This is a genomic window from Amycolatopsis sp. NPDC051128 (assembly GCF_040682715.1).
Classification (GTDB): domain Bacteria; phylum Actinomycetota; class Actinomycetes; order Mycobacteriales; family Pseudonocardiaceae; genus Amycolatopsis.
On sequence record NZ_JBFBBN010000022.1, the window covers coordinates 124,081 to 139,501 of the forward strand.

General features: G+C 72.0%; 14 protein-coding genes and 1 pseudogene. 4 read left to right on the plus strand and 11 right to left on the minus strand.

Going from position 1 to position 15,421, the window contains the following annotated elements; genetic code table 11:
• Positions 1-6: 6 nt before the first annotated feature.
• A pseudogene (locus AB0M82_RS23170) lies at positions 7-175 on the plus strand (TetR/AcrR family transcriptional regulator); the annotation flags it as partial.
• Here AB0M82_RS23170 and AB0M82_RS23175 read toward each other — a convergent pair.
• The 7 genes from AB0M82_RS23175 to AB0M82_RS23205 form a co-directional block, all read right to left on the minus strand.
• Positions 162-1,406, minus strand: a complete 1,245-nt coding sequence (locus AB0M82_RS23175) for a GrpB family protein (protein ID WP_364725226.1) — start codon at positions 1,404-1,406, stop codon at positions 162-164. The pseudogene AB0M82_RS23170 and the gene AB0M82_RS23175 sit on opposite strands and share 14 nt — an antisense overlap.
• A 61-nt stretch (positions 1,407-1,467) precedes the next feature.
• Positions 1,468-2,295 (minus strand): shikimate dehydrogenase, encoded by an 828-nt coding sequence (locus AB0M82_RS23180; protein ID WP_364725274.1) that lies wholly within the window; start codon positions 2,293-2,295, stop codon positions 1,468-1,470.
• Between the two features lie 16 nt (positions 2,296-2,311).
• A complete protein-coding gene (gene mltG / locus AB0M82_RS23185; protein WP_364725229.1) occupies positions 2,312-4,273 on the minus strand; it encodes an endolytic transglycosylase MltG in 1,962 nt (653 codons plus the stop codon).
• Positions 4,270-4,698 carry a Holliday junction resolvase RuvX gene (gene ruvX, locus AB0M82_RS23190; protein WP_364725232.1) on the minus strand — a complete coding sequence of 143 codons (429 nt, stop codon included), beginning with the start codon at positions 4,696-4,698 and terminating at the stop codon, positions 4,270-4,272. The genes mltG and ruvX overlap by 4 nt, the downstream gene beginning before the upstream one ends.
• Positions 4,699-4,762: 64 nt before the next feature.
• Entirely contained in the window at positions 4,763-7,423 is a 2,661-nt protein-coding gene (gene alaS / locus AB0M82_RS23195) for an alanine--tRNA ligase (RefSeq protein WP_364725234.1), read from the minus strand.
• A gap of 77 nt (positions 7,424-7,500) precedes the next feature.
• Complete coding sequence (locus AB0M82_RS23200) at positions 7,501-7,803, minus strand: hypothetical protein (protein ID WP_364725236.1); 303 nt, start codon at positions 7,801-7,803, stop codon at positions 7,501-7,503.
• Entirely contained in the window at positions 7,800-8,186 is a 387-nt protein-coding gene (locus tag AB0M82_RS23205) for a DUF948 domain-containing protein (protein WP_364725238.1), read from the minus strand. The genes AB0M82_RS23200 and AB0M82_RS23205 overlap by 4 nt, the downstream gene beginning before the upstream one ends.
• 54 nt (positions 8,187-8,240) lie before the next feature.
• Between AB0M82_RS23205 and AB0M82_RS23210 the strand changes: the two genes are divergently transcribed.
• Entirely contained in the window at positions 8,241-9,203 is a 963-nt protein-coding gene (locus tag AB0M82_RS23210; RefSeq protein ID WP_364725241.1) for a hypothetical protein, read from the plus strand.
• Between the two features lie 187 nt (positions 9,204-9,390).
• Here the strand turns inward: AB0M82_RS23210 and AB0M82_RS23215 are convergent, their stop codons facing one another.
• The 3 genes from AB0M82_RS23215 to AB0M82_RS23225 form a co-directional block, all read right to left on the minus strand.
• Complete coding sequence (locus tag AB0M82_RS23215; RefSeq protein ID WP_364725244.1) at positions 9,391-10,236, minus strand: NAD(P)-dependent oxidoreductase; 846 nt, start codon at positions 10,234-10,236, stop codon at positions 9,391-9,393.
• Positions 10,237-10,290: 54 nt separating this feature from the next.
• The gene (locus tag AB0M82_RS23220; protein WP_364725247.1) at positions 10,291-10,668 is read right to left on the minus strand and encodes a VOC family protein; all 378 of its coding nucleotides are present in this window, start codon (positions 10,666-10,668) and stop codon (positions 10,291-10,293) included.
• A 148-nt stretch (positions 10,669-10,816) separates the two neighbouring features.
• Positions 10,817-12,190 carry a replication-associated recombination protein A gene (locus tag AB0M82_RS23225; protein ID WP_364725250.1) on the minus strand — a complete coding sequence of 458 codons (1,374 nt, stop codon included), beginning with the start codon at positions 12,188-12,190 and terminating at the stop codon, positions 10,817-10,819.
• A 141-nt stretch (positions 12,191-12,331) separates the two neighbouring features.
• On the opposite strand from AB0M82_RS23225, the gene AB0M82_RS23230 reads away from it, so the two are divergent.
• Positions 12,332-13,027, plus strand: coding sequence for a TetR/AcrR family transcriptional regulator (locus AB0M82_RS23230; RefSeq protein WP_364725253.1), 696 nt, complete (start codon positions 12,332-12,334; stop codon positions 13,025-13,027).
• Positions 13,028-13,058: 31 nt separating this feature from the next.
• A complete protein-coding gene (locus AB0M82_RS23235) occupies positions 13,059-14,270 on the plus strand; it encodes a cytochrome P450 (protein WP_364725255.1) in 1,212 nt (403 codons plus the stop codon).
• Positions 14,271-14,373: 103 nt separating this feature from the next.
• On the opposite strand, the gene AB0M82_RS23240 is transcribed toward AB0M82_RS23235, so the two are convergent.
• Positions 14,374-15,228: an SGNH/GDSL hydrolase family protein gene (locus AB0M82_RS23240; protein WP_364725258.1), complete on the minus strand. Its 855-nt coding sequence runs from the start codon at positions 15,226-15,228 to the stop codon at positions 14,374-14,376.
• Between the last annotated feature and the right edge of the window lie 193 nt (positions 15,229-15,421).

A 15,421-nucleotide genomic window follows, 5' to 3' on the forward strand; every position in this document is an offset into this window, starting at 1 on the left:
CGACGTTCCTCGGCCGCCCGGGAAGCGTCGATCGGCCTCATGCGCGAGGTCGTCGACGGCTCCGACGTCAAGCTCGCTGCTCGCGCGGGTGGCCGCGCTCTCCCGGCTGCGGGTGTTCCGCCCGGTCAGCCGGGAGATCGTCGACCTCGTCCATGACCTCGCTACGCGGGACTGACCGCCCGGAAGTACAGGAACCGCGGCTTCGTCCGCAGGTTGGCGGCCCACTTCGGGTCGGCCTCGGCCGCCTCGGGCAGCGGCATCGGCTCGACCAGCCGGTCGACGGCGGACCCGGCGTCGCGGACCGCCTGGAACGTCCAGCTCAGCGGGCGCCGGTAGAAGCGCACCCGCTGCCCGGGCGGGAACTCGTCTTCCAGCAGCTCGACCTCGAAGTAGTTCTCCTTCCCGAACCACCGCCAGTCTTCACTGGGGTGGTGCACGGAGAACACGAGTGCTCCGCCGGGCTTCAGGACGCGGCGGAACTCGGCCAGTGTCGGCCCCCAGTCCTTCAGGTAGTGCAGGACGAGCGACGCGGTGATCACGTCGATCGAGCCGTCCTCGATGTCGAGGGGCCGGGTGACGTCCGCGACCTCGAACCGGGCGACGTCGCCGAACTTCCGCCGCGCCACGGCGACCATGCCCGCGCTGACGTCCACGCCGAGGACGTCCGCGCCGCGCCCGGCCAGGAGCGCGCTGAGGTGCCCGGCCGCGCACCCGACGTCCAGCACGCTCAGGCCTTCGACGTCGCCGGCCAGGTCGACGATCGCGGGCCGGTCGTAGCGGGAGTTGGTGACGGATTTCTCCGCGTGTTCGGCGTAGGCCTCGCTGAACGCGTCGTACTGCGCCGCCCGCGCCCGGCCGAGGATCTCTTCGATCACGTCGGTCTTGGCGTCGGCGTAGTTCTGGATGTACTTCCACTCCTTCGCGGCCAGTTCGCGTTTCTTCGCCGCGTAGAGGTCCCGCTCTTCCGGGTGCGCCAGCATCCGGTCGCGCAGGAGCCGGTAGCGCTCGGTCTGGCCGTTGCCCGGTGAGTACACGTGCAGGTTGATGTTCGTGTCCGGGCCCTTGAAGCAGCGGTGCTTCTCCCAGTCCGGCTCGCGGATGACGAGCCGGTAGCCCGCCGCCTCCAGCGCCGGGACGTAGGCGTCCTCGTCGTCGGAGTCCGGCACCTCCAGGAGGATGTCGATGATCGGCTTGGCGCACAGCCCCGGCACCGACGTCGAACCGACGTGTTCGAGGACGAGCACCCGCTCCCCCAGCACGCCCCGGATCCGCTCGGCCTCGCGCTCGAAGAGTTCCGGCCACTCCGGGTCGTAGTCGGCGAGCGTGACGGTCGAGTTGAGCTGCTGCGCCCCGCCGACCGAGATCGCCTGGATCTCGTCTTCGCTCAACGCTTCTTGACTGGTCATCTCGGTGAAGACCCCCTTCACTTAGGCAGTCGACCAGATTATCGATCCGCGCAAGCGATTTTCAGGTGATCGGCAGCGGCAGCAGGTCCCCGGTCGCCGCGCGCAGCGCGTCGCGCATCGCCGCCCGCGGCGCGGGGTGGCCGGTGAAGTGCTCGGCCTGGCCGAACGCCTGGTGCAGCAGCATGTCCAGCCCGGTCGCGAGCCGGCCCCCGCGCGCCGCGACCGCTTCGGCGAGCGGCGTCGGCCACGGGTGGTAGATGACGTCCAGGACGTGCGGGATCGCCGCGAGCTCGGCCACGTGCGGGACGACCGCGTCCGGCGGCACCGTGTTCACCAGCACCGCCGCGGACCCCAAGGCCGCGAAGTCCGTTTCGGACCAGCGCAGGACGTCGACGTCGAGCGAAGCGCGCTTCGCCGCGTCGAGCGTTTCCCCGGCCCGGGCGGGTTCCCGGACGACCAGGCGCACCCGCCGCACGCCGAGCGTGGCGAGCCCGACGACCGCCGCCGCCGCCGTTCCGCCCGCGCCGAGCACGACGGCGGTGCCGGTGGCCGACGGCTCGTAGCCGCCCGCCGCGCGCAGCGCCCCGGTGACGCCGTCGACGTCGGTGCAGTCCGCGAGCCAGCCCTTCGCGGTGCGGACCAGCGTGTTGGCCGCGCCGACCGCGGCCGCGCGGGGCGTCACCTCGTCCGCGTGGTCCAGGGCCGCGCGCTTGCCCGGCATGGTGACCGACAACCCGGCCCATTCCGGGCCGAGGCCGTCGACCAGCCCCGGGAGCTCCTCGGCGCTCGCCTCGATCCGCTGGTACGTCCAGCCGGTCAGGCCGAGCGCGGCGAACGCGGCGCCGTGCAGCACCGGGGACAGCGAGTGCGCCACCGGCTTGCCCAGCACCGCGGCCTTGCGTGGCTCAGATGACACCGCGCCCCCTGGCCAGCTCCCGGTTCTTGTTGTGCTCGTCGTTGGTGACCGCGAAGCAGGACAGGCCGTTCTTCTCGCACTTGACGAAGTACACCCAGTCCCCCGCCACCGGGTGCACCGCGGCCTGGATCGCGTCCGCGCTCGGCACCGAGATCGGCGTCGGCGGCAGCCCGGCGTTCTTGTACGTGTTGTACGCCCCGGACTTGACGCGGTCGCCTTCGTTGGTCAGCAACGTCGGCCGGTCCAGCACGTAGTTGACCGTGGAGTCCATCTGCAGCCGCATGTTGATCGCCAGCCGGTTGTAGATCACCCGCGAAAGCTTGCCGAAGTCGGCCTTCACCGCTTCGCGTTCGATGATCGAGGCGATGATCAGCGTTTCGTACGGCGTCTTCTCCGGGCCGGTCGACTGCGGGCTCAGGCCGGCGTTCTGGATCGCTTCGGCCGAGCTGCGCACCAGCTGGCCGATGATCTCCGGCGCGGTCGCCCCCGGCCGGACGTCGTAGAGGCCCGGCGCGATCAGGCCCTCCAGCCTGCGGTCCTTGCGGTCGGCCTTGTTCGCCGGCTCGATCGCCCAGTCCGGCACGCCGAGCGTCTTCAGGTCCGCCGCGTCGACGGCCTTGCGCAGGTCGTCCGCGGACACGCAGGTGCTCTTGCCGTTGAGCTGCGCGCACGACGCCTTCGCCATCAGGCTGTACACGCCGGGCGTGATCTTGCCGTCGGGCTGGGTGATGTCGTCGAACTGCGTGTACGGCCGGACCTCCAGCTGCCCGACGCGCGCGCCGGGCGAGACGATCCGGTCGACCGCGCTGGCCCCGGACATGCGCGCCTTCATCACGTAGAAGCCGTGCTGGATCTTGGCCAGCTTCGGGTTGTCCTCGCCGGCCTTGACGAACGCCTTGCCGCTCGCGACGACGCCCGCCGTGGCGAGCTTCGCGCCGATCGCCGACGCCGAGTCGCCGTCGTCGACCTGGAACAGCACGTCCCCGTCACCGGCGCCCTCGAAGTCCTCGTAGCCGAAGATCTTGTTGAAGCCGTACCAGGCGCCGCCCGCGAGCAGGGCGATCACCACGACCGCGGCGATCCACCCGAGGGCGCGCTTGCCCTTCTTCTTCGGCTTCTTCGGCTCTTCTTCTTCGTAGTCGTCGTACTCGTCGTCGTACTGGGACTCGTCGTAGTCCTCGTAGTCGTCGTCGTACTCGTCGTACTCCGCGTATGCGTCGTCCTCGGCGAAGAAGCCGTCGCTCCCAGGCTCTTCGTGCGGCGCGCGGGGCGGCTCGGCCGGGGGCGGCGGCGCCAGCGCGGGCAGGACGTCGGTGGGCGGTTCCTCGCGTACCGGCGGGGGCGGCGGACGCCGTCGCCGCGGCGGCTCGACGCCGGGTTCGGGCACGCCGGTAGCGCGGTCACCCGGCGGGACGGTCCGCCGGACGGGCGGCGGCGCGGCGGCGGGTGATTCCGGGGCCGGGCGGCGGCGCGGCGGTTCGGCGACCTCGTCCGGCTCCGGCAGCGCCCGGCGGCGGCGGGGGGCCGGGGGCTCGACCTCGGAGCCCTCGTCGAGGCCGTGGCGCGCCCGGGCGGCGCGGGCCGGCGCGCCCCGCTGGGCCTGCGGGTCGAAGTCGTCGTCGGCCGGGGGCAGCACGTCCGGTGGCTCGAGACGACGGCGGCGACCGGACGGCGGGGCTTCGCGACGCGGGTCGTGGCCCGGCGGTTCGGGCCGGGGCCGGCGCGCCGGCTGCGGCAGTTCGTGCGGGCCGCTGTTCGCCGGCGCGCGCCGGGACGGCTGTGGCAGCTCGTGCGGCCCGCTCGGGGGCTGGGCGCGCCGGGGCTCGGCGGCACGGGGATCGCGTGGGTCGGCGCGGCGCGGCGCGGGCCGGGACGGCGGCGGGGTGGCCGGTCCCGGTTCGCGCAGGCGTCTGCGTCCGCCTTGACGCTCAGGTGGCTGCTCGTCGTTCATCGGTCTCCCTCCCGGGCGCGGTGCGCAGCGGCGGCGTCGATCCAGGCCTGCAGGATCTCGACGGCGGCGGCCTGGTCGACCACCGCGCGCTGCTTGCGGCCTTTGACCCCGCGCTGGGAGAGGATGCGGGATGCGGTGACCGTGGTCAGCCGCTCGTCGCCCAGCCGGACCGGCACGGGCGCGACGCGCCCGGCCAGACGTTCAGCGTACGCGATCGCCGCATCGGCCGCCGGTCCCTGGCGGTTGGCGAGCGTTCTCGGCAGGCCCACGATCACCTCGACCACCTCGTGCTCGGTGACGAGGGCGGCCAGCTGGTCCAGATCACTGTCGTCGGTCGCATCGCGGGAGAGGGTAACCAATGGCGAGGCGAGCACGGGGGCCGGATCGCTCAGCGCCACACCGACCCGGACGGATCCGACATCCACGGCGAGCCGCCGGCCCCGGCCCGGATCGCCCGCGCCGGGCCGGTCCGGGCCGCGGTTTCCGCGGTTAACCAATGCCGGCAATCGCCGCGCGCAGGGCCGTCACCGCGTCGGCCGCGCCGGCCGGGTTCGTGCCACCGCCCTGGGCCATGTCGGGCTTGCCGCCACCGCGGCCGCCGATCGCGCCGGCGAACGACGGGACCAGCTTGCCCGCCGCGATGCCCTGGTCCTGAGCCGCCTTCGTCGTCGCGACGACGAAGCTGAGCTTGTCGCCGGCCGGCGAGAACAGCGCCACGACACCGGGCCGCGAGCCGAGCCGGCCGCGGATGTCCGACGCGAGCGCGCGCAGGCCGTTGCCGTCGACGTCCGGGACGACCTCGGCCACGACCGAGACGCCGTTGACGTCCGCCGCCTTGCCCGCGAGCGCGCCCGCCGAGCCCAGCACCTGCTGGGTCTTGAGCTGGGCGATCTCCTTCTCGGCGTTCTTCAGCCGGGTCAGCACGTCCTCGATGCGGCCGGGCAGCTGGTCCGACGGGACCTTGAAGGTGTTCGCCAGCTGCGAGACCAGCAGTTGCTCCTTGCGGACGTACTTGAGCGCGTCGGTGCCGACCAGCGCCTCGACGCGGTGCACGCCCGAGCCGATGGACGCGTCGGAGACCAGCTTGACCAGGCCGAGCTGGCCGATCCGGTCCACGTGCGTGCCACCGCAGAGCTCGCGGGAGTACTCGCCCATGTCGACCACGCGGACGTCGTTGCCGTACTTCTCGCCGAACAGCGCGACCGCGCCGAGCTCGAGGGCCTTGTCCTTGGTCGTGGTGAAGCTCCGGACCTCGACGTTGGTCTGCAGGTAGTCGTTGACCTCCTGCTCGACCTCGGTCAGCACGTCCGCCGACACCGACCCGGGGGTGGTGAAGTCGAACCGCATCCGGCCCGGCGAGTTCAGCGAGCCCGCCTGCGCCGCGCGCTTGCCGTACGCGCCGCGGACGGCCGCGTGCACCAGGTGCGTCGCGGAGTGCGAGCGCTCGATGGACAGGCGGCGGTGCGCGTCGACCGAGCCGGTGAGCTTCGTGTCCAGGCCCACCTCGCCGTCGGTGACCTCGACGCGGTGCACGAACAGGCCCGGGACGATCTTCTGCACGTCGAGGACCTTGAGCTCGACACCGTCGCCGAGCAGCACGCCGGTGTCGGCGACCTGGCCACCGCTCTCGGCGTAGAACGGCGTCCGGTCGAGCACCAGCTCCGCCTTCTTGCCCGCGGCGACGCTGCGCACCGGCTGCCCGTCTTCGAGCAGCGCGACGACCTTCGCCTCGGACTGCAGGTCGGTGTAGCCGAGGAACTCGGTCTCGCCGTGCTGCTCCAGGACCTTCCGGTACTCCGAGAGGTCGCCGTGGCCGGTCTTGCGCGACGCCGCGTCCGCCTTCGCCCGGGTGCGCTGCTCGTTCATCAGCGTCCGGAAGCCGTCCTCGTCGACGGTCAGGCCCTGCTCGGCCGCCATCTCGAGGGTCAGGTCGATCGGGAAGCCGTAAGTGTCGTGCAGCTGGAACGCCTTGTCGCCGGCCAGCACGTCGCCGCCGCCGCGCTTGGTCTCCTCGGCGGCCATGTCGAAGATGCGCGAACCGCTGGTCAGGGTCGAGAGGAACGCGTCCTCTTCGATCCGGACGACCTCGTTGATCCGGTCGAAGCCGTCGACCAGCTCGGGGTAGGTCGGGCCCATCGTGTCGCGCACGACCTTCGCGAACTCCTGCAGCACCGGCTCCTGCACGCCCAGCAGGCGCGTGGAGCGGACGATGCGGCGCAGCAGGCGGCGCAGCACGTAGCCACGGCCGTCGTTGCCCGGGGTGACGCCGTCGCCGATCAGCAGGACGCCGGTGCGGGCGTGGTCGGCGATCACGCGGAAGCGGACGTCGTCGGCGTGGTTCGCGCCGTAGCGGCGGCCGGAGAACTCCTCCGCGCGGCCGATGACCGGGCGCACCAGGTCCGTCTCGTAGACGTTCTCGACGCCCTGCAGGATCGTCGCGACGCGCTCGACGCCCATGCCGGTGTCGATGTTCTTCGCGGGCAGCTCGCCGAGGATCGGGAAGTCCTTCTTGCCGCTGCCCTCACCCCGGATGTTCTGCATGAACACGAGGTTCCAGATCTCGATGTAGCGGTCCTCGTCGACGACCGGGCCGCCCTCGCGGCCGTACTCGGGCCCGCGGTCGTAGTAGATCTCCGAGCACGGGCCGCAGGGGCCGGGGATGCCCATCGACCAGAAGTTGTCGACCATGTCGCGCGCCTGGATCCGCTCGCCGGGCAGGCCGGTGAGCTTGCGCCACAGGCCGGCCGCCTCGGCGTCGTCTTCGTAGACGGTCGCCCAGATCCGGTCCGGGTCGAGGCCGTAGCCGCCTTCGCTCTGGGGCTTGGTGATCAGCTCCCAGGCCGCCTCGATGGCGCCTTCCTTGAAGTAGTCGCCGAAGGAGAAGTTGCCGGCCATCTGGAAGAACGTGTTGTGCCGGGTGGTCTTGCCGACCTCGTCGATGTCCGGCGTGCGCACGCACTTCTGCACGGAGGTCGCGCGCGGGTACGGCGGCGGCGCCTCACCGAGGAAGTACGGCTTGAACTGCACCATGCCGGCGTTGACGAACAGCAGGTTCGGGTCGTCGAGGATCAGCGGCGCGCTGGGCACGCGCGTGTGGCTCTTGCTCTCGAAATGGCGCAGGAAACGGTCGGTGATTTCGTGTGTGTCCACGGGTCAGGTCCTTGTGCTGGTGGCGAAGAACGGGATGACGGCGGCGGGGCGGCTCCGGCTCGCGCGGGCGCGACCGGTCAGCGCTCCGCCCGGCGAGCTCGCCGGACGGGGCGCCGGTCGGCGGCGTGCCGGCCCGAAGCCTGCGGCGTCACCACGCCCGTCCGCTCCTCGACCATGTCGTGCAGCTCCTGTTCCCGCTCGTTCATGCCCGCGCGCACCTCGGCGCCGAACGAACCCACGGCGCCCGCCAGCTCGCGCACGGCGTCGCCCAGGTTCGATGCTAACCCGGCGGGAGTGGCCTGACGAGCGGTTTCGGCGGCCTTGCGCGACAGCACGACCCCCGTGACGACGCCGACGCCGAGCCAGAACAGCCGCTTCACTTGGCGGCCTTCTTCGCGGCCTTCAAGGCGGTCTTCTTCTTGCGCGCCTTGATCGCCTTGCTGAGCCCGTAGGACAGCGCCGCGGTCTTGACCAGCGGGCCGCCGAGGGTCGCGGTGAACACCGACGTCAGCGCGGAGACGTTCCCGGTGACAGCCTGGGCGTTCGACGTGATCCCGTCGACCCGCTCGAGCTGGGCGTTCACGTGCGTGATCGTCTGGTTCGCGCCGATCAGCAGCGGGTCGGTGTTGCTGTTGGTGCGCTCGATCGCTTCGGTGGCCGCGTCCAGCGTCTTGCCGAGCTTGATCAGCGGGATCGCCAGCAGGACGACCAGCACCACGAATGCTCCTGCGGCGATCAACGCGGCGATCTGCCCTGCCGACACGGGCCCTCCTCGGTTCACGAAACTTGGGTGGAGGTGAGGTTACCGCCTGGCCGGGTGCCCGACCGTGTCACCCCGCCGCGCCCCGAAAACGGCTCGCCCGTGGCCGTCGCGGGGCGGTACACCTGGGCGATGGAACACGATGCCGGACCCGGCCGGAGGGTCCTCGCCGGGCCGGGCGGGACCGCGGCCGACGTGCTCGCGGCGCTGTCCGGCGCCGACCTGACCACGGTGCAACTGGAGATCGCGCGCCGTCGCGCGGCCCGGCTGGCCGGCCCCGACGTCCTGCGGCGGCACCGCACCGACCGGTTCGCGGCGCCGAGCCCACTGCCGTTGGCCCTGCTGCGCCGGGTCGAAGACATCGTGCTCGGCACAGCCACGGGCTTCGACCTGGTGACCCTCTCGCCACTCGTCCCGCTCGGCACCCATTCGGCGGTGGCCGGGGTGGCCCAGCACCGGGTGGTGCCGACCGGCCGCGGCACCGAGGTCGCCGCTGACTCCACCACCGGCCTGGCCCTGGAGGCGGCGGTCCGGCGCTCGTCGGAGGACGTCGTGCGCCTGGCCACGGTGCAGCGCGTGGTGCGGGCCCAGCAGGTCCCGGCGGGGCTGTTCGCGCACTTCTCGCTGTTCGGCGCGGTCACGGCCGGCCGGGACTCCGGCGACCTGGCCTTCGAGCGGCAGCACCTGGCCGAGCACGCCCGGCTGATGGCCGCGGCCTGCCAGGCGCTGGGCGCGTCCGCGGTCGAACTGGGCGTGACCGTGCTCGACCCCCGGTTCGAGGGCCTGCTCGACACGGTGCCGGACGTGCCGGTCCGCCCGTTCCCGGACCGCGAAGGCGGCCGAGGCGGGTACTACGAGGGCCTCTGCTTCAAGGTGTACGCGTCCTTCGGCGGCGAGCTCGCCGAGGTCGGCGACGGCGGCTTCACGCCGTGGACGCAGAAGCTCCTGGGCAACGCGAAGGAACGCCTCCTGACCAGCGCGCTGGGCGTGGACCGGCTCGTGACACTCCTGCCGGGTTAGCGCCCCAAAGTGGCGTTGGTTGCGTCCAACGCACCCAATGTGGCGTTCGGTGCGTCTGACGCACCCAACGCCGCGTTGGTTGCGTCCAACGCACCCAATGTGGCGTTCGGTGCGTCTGACGCACCCAAAGCCGCGTTCGGTGCATCCAACGCACCCAACGCCACATTGGGGCGTTTGGGGCCGCGGGCTAGGAGGACTTCACGACCGCGCGGTAGAGCGCGGCCATGTCCTCGTCGCCGTGGCCGGCCGCCACCACGGCCTCCAGGTGCGCGAGCGCGGCCCGGGCGCCCGCGAGGTCGACGTCTTCGCCGGCGGCCTCCACCACCAGACGCGCGTCCTTCGCCGCCAGGCCCGCGGGGAACGCGGGCGGGTACTCGCCGGACAGCATCGCGCCGCCCTTGAGGTGCGCGTAACCGACGTCGAGACCGCCGCCCTCGATCGCCTCCAGGAACAGCGCCGGGTCCAGGCCCAGCGCCTGGGCCAGGCCGAGACTCTCGGCCGTGGCGTTGGTCAGGGCCAGCACCCAGGCGTTCATCACCAGCTTCAGGCGGCTGCCCTGGCCGGCCGGCCCGAGCCAGCGCGTGCGCAGGGCGACCGCGTCGAACACCGGCGTGGCGGCGGGGCGCGCCTCCTCCGGCCCGGACGCCAGCACCTGCAGCTGGGCCTGCTCCGCGGGCTGCCGCGTGCCGAGCACCGGCGCGTCGACGAACACCACGCCCGCCTGGCCGGCGGCCGCGGCCAGGCGGTCCGTCCAGTCGAGCCCGACCGTGCTCATCTGCAGCCACAACGTGCCCGAAGCGGGCGAAGCGGCTTCGAACGCCGAAGCGACGGCAGGCCCGTCGGCGAGCATCGTCACCAGGATGTCCGCGCCGTCCGCCGCCGCGGCGGCCGAATCCGCCACCGTCGCGACGTCGGCGAGGGGCTCGGCCTTCTCCCGGGTCCGGTTCCAGACCCGGACGTCGAGGCCCGCCTTCGCGATGTTGGCGGCCATCGGCGCGCCCATGATTCCGGTGCCGAGAAACGCGACGCTCATGGCCCCATCGTGCCGAACAAGGGGCCGCCCCGCAGTCCGGTCAGTGCGCTCTGGTCAGTAGTCGCCCAGCAGGCAGAACGGGTGACCGGCCGGGTCGGCGTAGACGCGCCAGCCCCGGCCGCCGAGGTCGGGGTCGAGCAGCCGGCCGCCGTTCGCCAGGACCTGGTCGTGCGACTCCCGGAAGTCGTCGACCTCGAAGTCGAGGTGGAACTGCTGCGGGAACGCCGGGTCGGGCCAGTGCGGCGGCCGGTGGTCGGGCACCCGCTGGAACCCGAGGACCATGCCGTCCACGTGGAGGGTGGACCAGTCCTCGTCGACCCGCCACCGCGGGTCCGGCCGGTCCACCTCGCCGCCGAGCAGCACCTGGTAGAAGCGGGCGAGCACGACCGGTTCCGGGCAGTCCAGGACGATGCACTGCAGCGTCGCGGGCACGGGTGGGCCTCCTGCCGTCGCCGCGGCCCTCCCCTGGGCCGCCTCAAGGTGGAAAGTTTACGGAACCCGATAATCTTGCCATGCGCGCCCCGAGATCGGGCGAACGGCGTTCGACGCGACGGAATCTCCCCTTCACGCGCTGATCACGTCACTGGCCGCGGATCGTGCGGCGCAGTTTCGGGACGCGCTCGGCGAGCGGCCGCTCGGCGCCCCGCTGGGTCGGCTCGTAGTAGTCCTTGCCGACCAGTTCGTCCGGCGGGTACTGCTGCGCCAGCACGCCCTCGGGCACGTTGTGCGGGTAGCGGTAGCCCTGCGCGTTGCCGAGCTTCTTGGCCCCCGCGTAGTGCCCGTCGCGCAGCGGCGGCGGCACCGCGCCCGCCAGCCCGGCCCGGACGTCCGCCAGCGCCGCGTCGATGCCCTTGATCACCGCGTTCGACTTCGGCGCGGTGGCCAGGTGCACGGTCGCCTGCGCCAGCGCCAGCCTGCCCTCCGGCATGCCGATGAACTGCACCGCGTGCGCGGCCGCGACCGCCGACTGCAGCGCCGTCGGGTCGGCCATCCCGATGTCCTCGCTGGCGTGCACGACCAGCCGCCGCGCGAGGAACCGCGGGTCCTCCCCCGCCTCGATCATCCGGGCCAGGTAGTGCAGCGCGGCGTCCACGTCGGACCCGCGGATGGACTTGATGAACGCGCTGATCACGTCGTAGTGCTGGTCGCCGTCGCGGTCGTAGCGCACCGCCGCCTTGTCCACAGTGGACTCGACGGTGGCCAGGTCGATCGTCTTCGCCTCGGTGGCCGACGCGGCGTCGGCCGCCGCTTCGAGGGCGGTCAGCGCGCGACGGGCGTCCCCGCCCGCGAGCCGGACCAGGTGGGCGCGCGCGTCCTCGGTCAGCGTCAGCTCGCCCCCGAGGCCGCGTTCGTCGGCCAGCGCGCGCTCGATCAGCTCCGTGATGTCGTCGTCGGTCAGCGGGCGGAGCTGCAGCACGAGCGACCGCGACAGCAGCGGGGCCACGATCGAAAAAGACGGGTTCTCGGTGGTCGCCGCGACCAGCAGCACGGTGCGGTCCTCGACCGCGCCGAGCAGCGCGTCCTGCTGGGTCTTGGAGAACCGGTGCACCTCGTCGATGAACAGCACCGTGTTCTCGGCGTTGTACTGGCGGCGGCGGCGCGCCTCTTCGATGACCCCGCGCACCTCCTTGACGCCCGCCGAGAGCGCCGACATCGCGGCGAACCGGCGGCCGGTCGCGATCGAAACCAGGTTGGCCAGCGTCGTCTTGCCCGTGCCGGGCGGGCCGTAGAGCAGCACCGACGCCGGCGCGGCGCCCTCGACCAGCCGCCGCAGCGGCGCCCCCTCGCGCAGGAGGTGCTGCTGGCCGACGACCTCGCCGAGCGAACGCGGCCGCATCCGCACGGCCAGCGGGGAGCTCGCCGGGTCCGCCTGCGGCTCCGCCGCGTTCGACGTCGTCCGCTCCGGTGGCGGGGCCACGTCGGCGTTCACGGTGAAGAGCTCGTCCTGTCCCACAGAGATGACGTTAACCGACGCCACCGACAGAACCGCTTGCCCTGGCCCCCCGATCAGCGCTACCGTCGTGTTGACTGATTGACCGAAATAGCGATTCGGGTCAACCAGTCAAATGCTCAACGAAACCACAGGTGGAGACGCATGAGCCATCCCAACCGCGAGCGCGCCGACCGGATCCTGGACGCGGCGGGCGAGCTGCTGCTGCGCATGGGCTACCGGAAGGTGGCCATCGACGACATCGCGCGCGCGGTCGGCATCGGCAAGGGCACCGTTTACCTGCACTGGCGCAACAAGGAACTGCTGTTCCAGGCACTGATGATGCGGGAGTCGGCCGACCTGACCGATGAGATGCTGGCCGCGATCAAGGCCGACCCGGCGATGATCCTCCCGCACCGGATGATCCCGGAGTCGTTCCTCATCACCCATCGCCGTCCGCTGGTGATGGCGATGCTGCGCGGCAACGCCGAAATATTCGGCTCGCTCGGCGACCTCGCCCTGAAGAAGCAGCAGGACGAGTTGGGCGCACGGTTCGAGAACGTGCTGCTCCGGCACCGCCTGATCCGCGCGGACGTCCCGCACGTGAGCTACGCGCTCCACGCCGCGACGCTCGGGTTCTACCTCGGCGACACGGTTTCGGACGATTTCGAGGGCATCCCCCTGACGGAGAAGGCGGATGTCCTCGCGCACCTGATCCGCGCCGCGTTCGAGCCGCCCGGGGAGCCCGATCCCGTGGCGGTCGCGGAGGTGGCGGCGGAACTGAGTTCGGCGCTCGAGGAGCTCGTCTCGGGCTTTCGGAACGGGATCTACACACACGATCCCACCAGGGCACCCGGCTGAACCCGGGGCCACACAGGGGAAAGGGGCGGAAATGACCACCACACTCGCCGACACCTGGGGACTCCACGCCTCCCAGTTCTGGCTGCGGGGGAAGCAACCGGAGAAGCGGGTCGAGTACGCCGCGGAACTGGGGATGTGGAACGTCTACGGACACCCGGAGATCGAGGAGATCCTCCGCGACCCGGCGACGTACTCCTCCGACACCACCCGGCTGGTGCCGAAGGACATGATGCCGGACGCCGACCTCGAAGCGATGTCGGCCGGCAACCTGCTGCAGCTGGACCCGCCGCTGCACAACAAGATGCGCAAGCTCGTCAGCCGCGCGTTCACCCCGAAGGTGGTGGCGGACCTCGAACCGAGGATCGCCGCGATCACCCACGAGATGCTCGACGCGGTCACCACCGGAGACCGGCTGGAGCTGGTGGCCGACCTGGCCTACCCGCTGCCGGTGATCGTCATCGCCGAGCTGCTGGGCGTCCCGGCGAGCGACCGGCACCTGTTCAAGGGCTGGGTGGACAAGATGTTCGAGTCCTCCGAGCAGCTTTCGCTGGTGCAGAAGGACGAAAAGCAGGACGAGGCGATCAAGAAGTCCCTGGAGGGCCAGAAAGCGCTCACGGACTACCTCGGCGAGCACGTCGACGAGCGGCGGAAGCGGCCACGCGAAGACCTGCTGACGAAGCTGGTCGAAGCCGAGCTGGACGGCGAACGGCTGTCCCGCAACGAGGTCGTCAACTTCGCGAACATCCTGCTGCTGGCCGGGCACATCACCACCACGATGCTGCTCGGCAACTCGGTGCTGTGCCTCGACACGCACCCGGAATGGGCCGAGCGGGTGCGCGCGGACCGGTCGCTGGTGCCGCCGGCGATCGAGGAGTCGCTGCGGTACCTCACGCCGTTCGCCGCGGTGGCCCGCACGACCATGCGGGAGGTGGAACTCGACGGCGTCACCGTGCCGGCCGACCAGATGCTGATGGTCTGGGTGGCGGCGGCCAACCGGGACGAGCGCGTCTTCACCGACCCGGACCGCTTCGACCCGCTGCGTGACCCGAACCCGCACCTGGCCTTCGGCCGCGGGATCCACTTCTGCATCGGGGCGCCGCTCGCCCGGCTGGAGGGCCGGGTGGCGCTGAACATCCTGTTCGATCGCTACCCGGCGCTGCGCACGATTCCCGGCGAGCCACCGAAGTTCCAGGTCAACCCGAACATGACGGGCGTGCGGGAGCTGCCGCTCACCGTCGGGTAGCCCGGTTGCGCCCTGGGCGAACTCACTCGCCCGGGGCGCGGCCCGGGCCCGATGGTGGACGGATGAACGGGGCGGTGCTGTCGGACATCCACGGCGTGCTCCCTCAGCGGGTCCGCTCGCGGAACGAGTGCCACATGATCACCGCGGCGTAGGGCAGGAACTCGCGGCCGCGGCGCCACAGCCACGGGATGCCCTTGAGCACCAGCCACCCCACGTGCCCCGTGGTGCTCGGCGCGACGCCGCCGCCGCAGGTGAGGCTCACCGGCTCCGGGACGTCGAACCCGGCTTCGGCGAGCAGCCCGGTGAAACCGCTCGCGAGCATGCGGTGCCCCCGCTCGGACGGGTGCAGCCGGTCGACGCTCCACGACGCCAGGTCGTACGCGCCGGGCAGCCGTTCGAGGTCCAGGCAGGGCACGCCTTCGCGGGCGACGACCTCGCCGATGGCCGCGTTCAGCTCGGCGACGCGGGCGCTGAGCGCGCGCTTGAGCGACGGCGGGAGGCGGAAAACCTTGCTGTGGTCGTGGAACCGGACCGGCAGGACGGTGGTGCCGGCCTCCCGGAGCCGGTGGATCACCTCGGTGAGGTCGGCGGCGACGCGCGCCGCGTCGAAGTCGGGGCGGAGCGTGTCGTTCATGCCGGCCACCAGCAACGCCACGTCGGGCCGGTGCGCCACCGCGGCGGGCACCTGTTCGGTGAGCACGCACCGCATCCGGGCGCCGGCGAACGCCGGGTTCAGGTAGCCGCCGGCCTCGACCTCGAGCGCGGCCGCGACCAGCGGGCCGACGCCACGCCAGCCGCCCCGCCGCGGCAGCGGGTCGCCCAGCCCGACGGCGGTGGAGTCGCCGAGCACGGCGAGGCGCCGCGCCCGCCGGAGCGGCGGCACCGCCGTCAGCGGGGGCCGGGACGGTTCGGGAAGGGGAGTGACTTCGACGCTCATCACGGTCACGCCCATGACCATCGGCCACCGAAACTCACCCCTGGTGAGGAGCAGGTAACGCGACCACGACAGCGCGCCGAACTCTTGACACTCAGCTCACTTGCGCCGGAAATGTCCCGTTCACGGCCGGGGTCAAGCGCCCCAATGTGGCGTTGGTTGCGTCTGACGCACCCAACGCCACATTGGGTGCACTGGACGCACCCAACGCCACAAT

Excerpts from the sequence above, each read along its gene's own strand:
- AB0M82_RS23175 (WP_364725226.1), bottom strand. The coding sequence starts at position 1,406 with ATGACCAGTCAAGAAGCGTTGAGCGAAGACGAGATCCAGGCGATCTCG.
- mltG (WP_364725229.1), bottom strand. The coding sequence starts at position 4,273 with ATGAACGACGAGCAGCCACCTGAGCGTCAAGGCGGACGCAGACGCCTG.
- AB0M82_RS23215 (WP_364725244.1), bottom strand. The coding sequence starts at position 10,236 with ATGAGCGTCGCGTTTCTCGGCACCGGAATCATGGGCGCGCCGATGGCC.
- AB0M82_RS23230 (WP_364725253.1), top strand. The coding sequence starts at position 12,332 with ATGAGCCATCCCAACCGCGAGCGCGCCGACCGGATCCTGGACGCGGCG.
- AB0M82_RS23235 (WP_364725255.1), top strand. The coding sequence starts at position 13,059 with ATGACCACCACACTCGCCGACACCTGGGGACTCCACGCCTCCCAGTTC.
- AB0M82_RS23240 (WP_364725258.1), bottom strand. The coding sequence starts at position 15,228 with ATGGTCATGGGCGTGACCGTGATGAGCGTCGAAGTCACTCCCCTTCCC.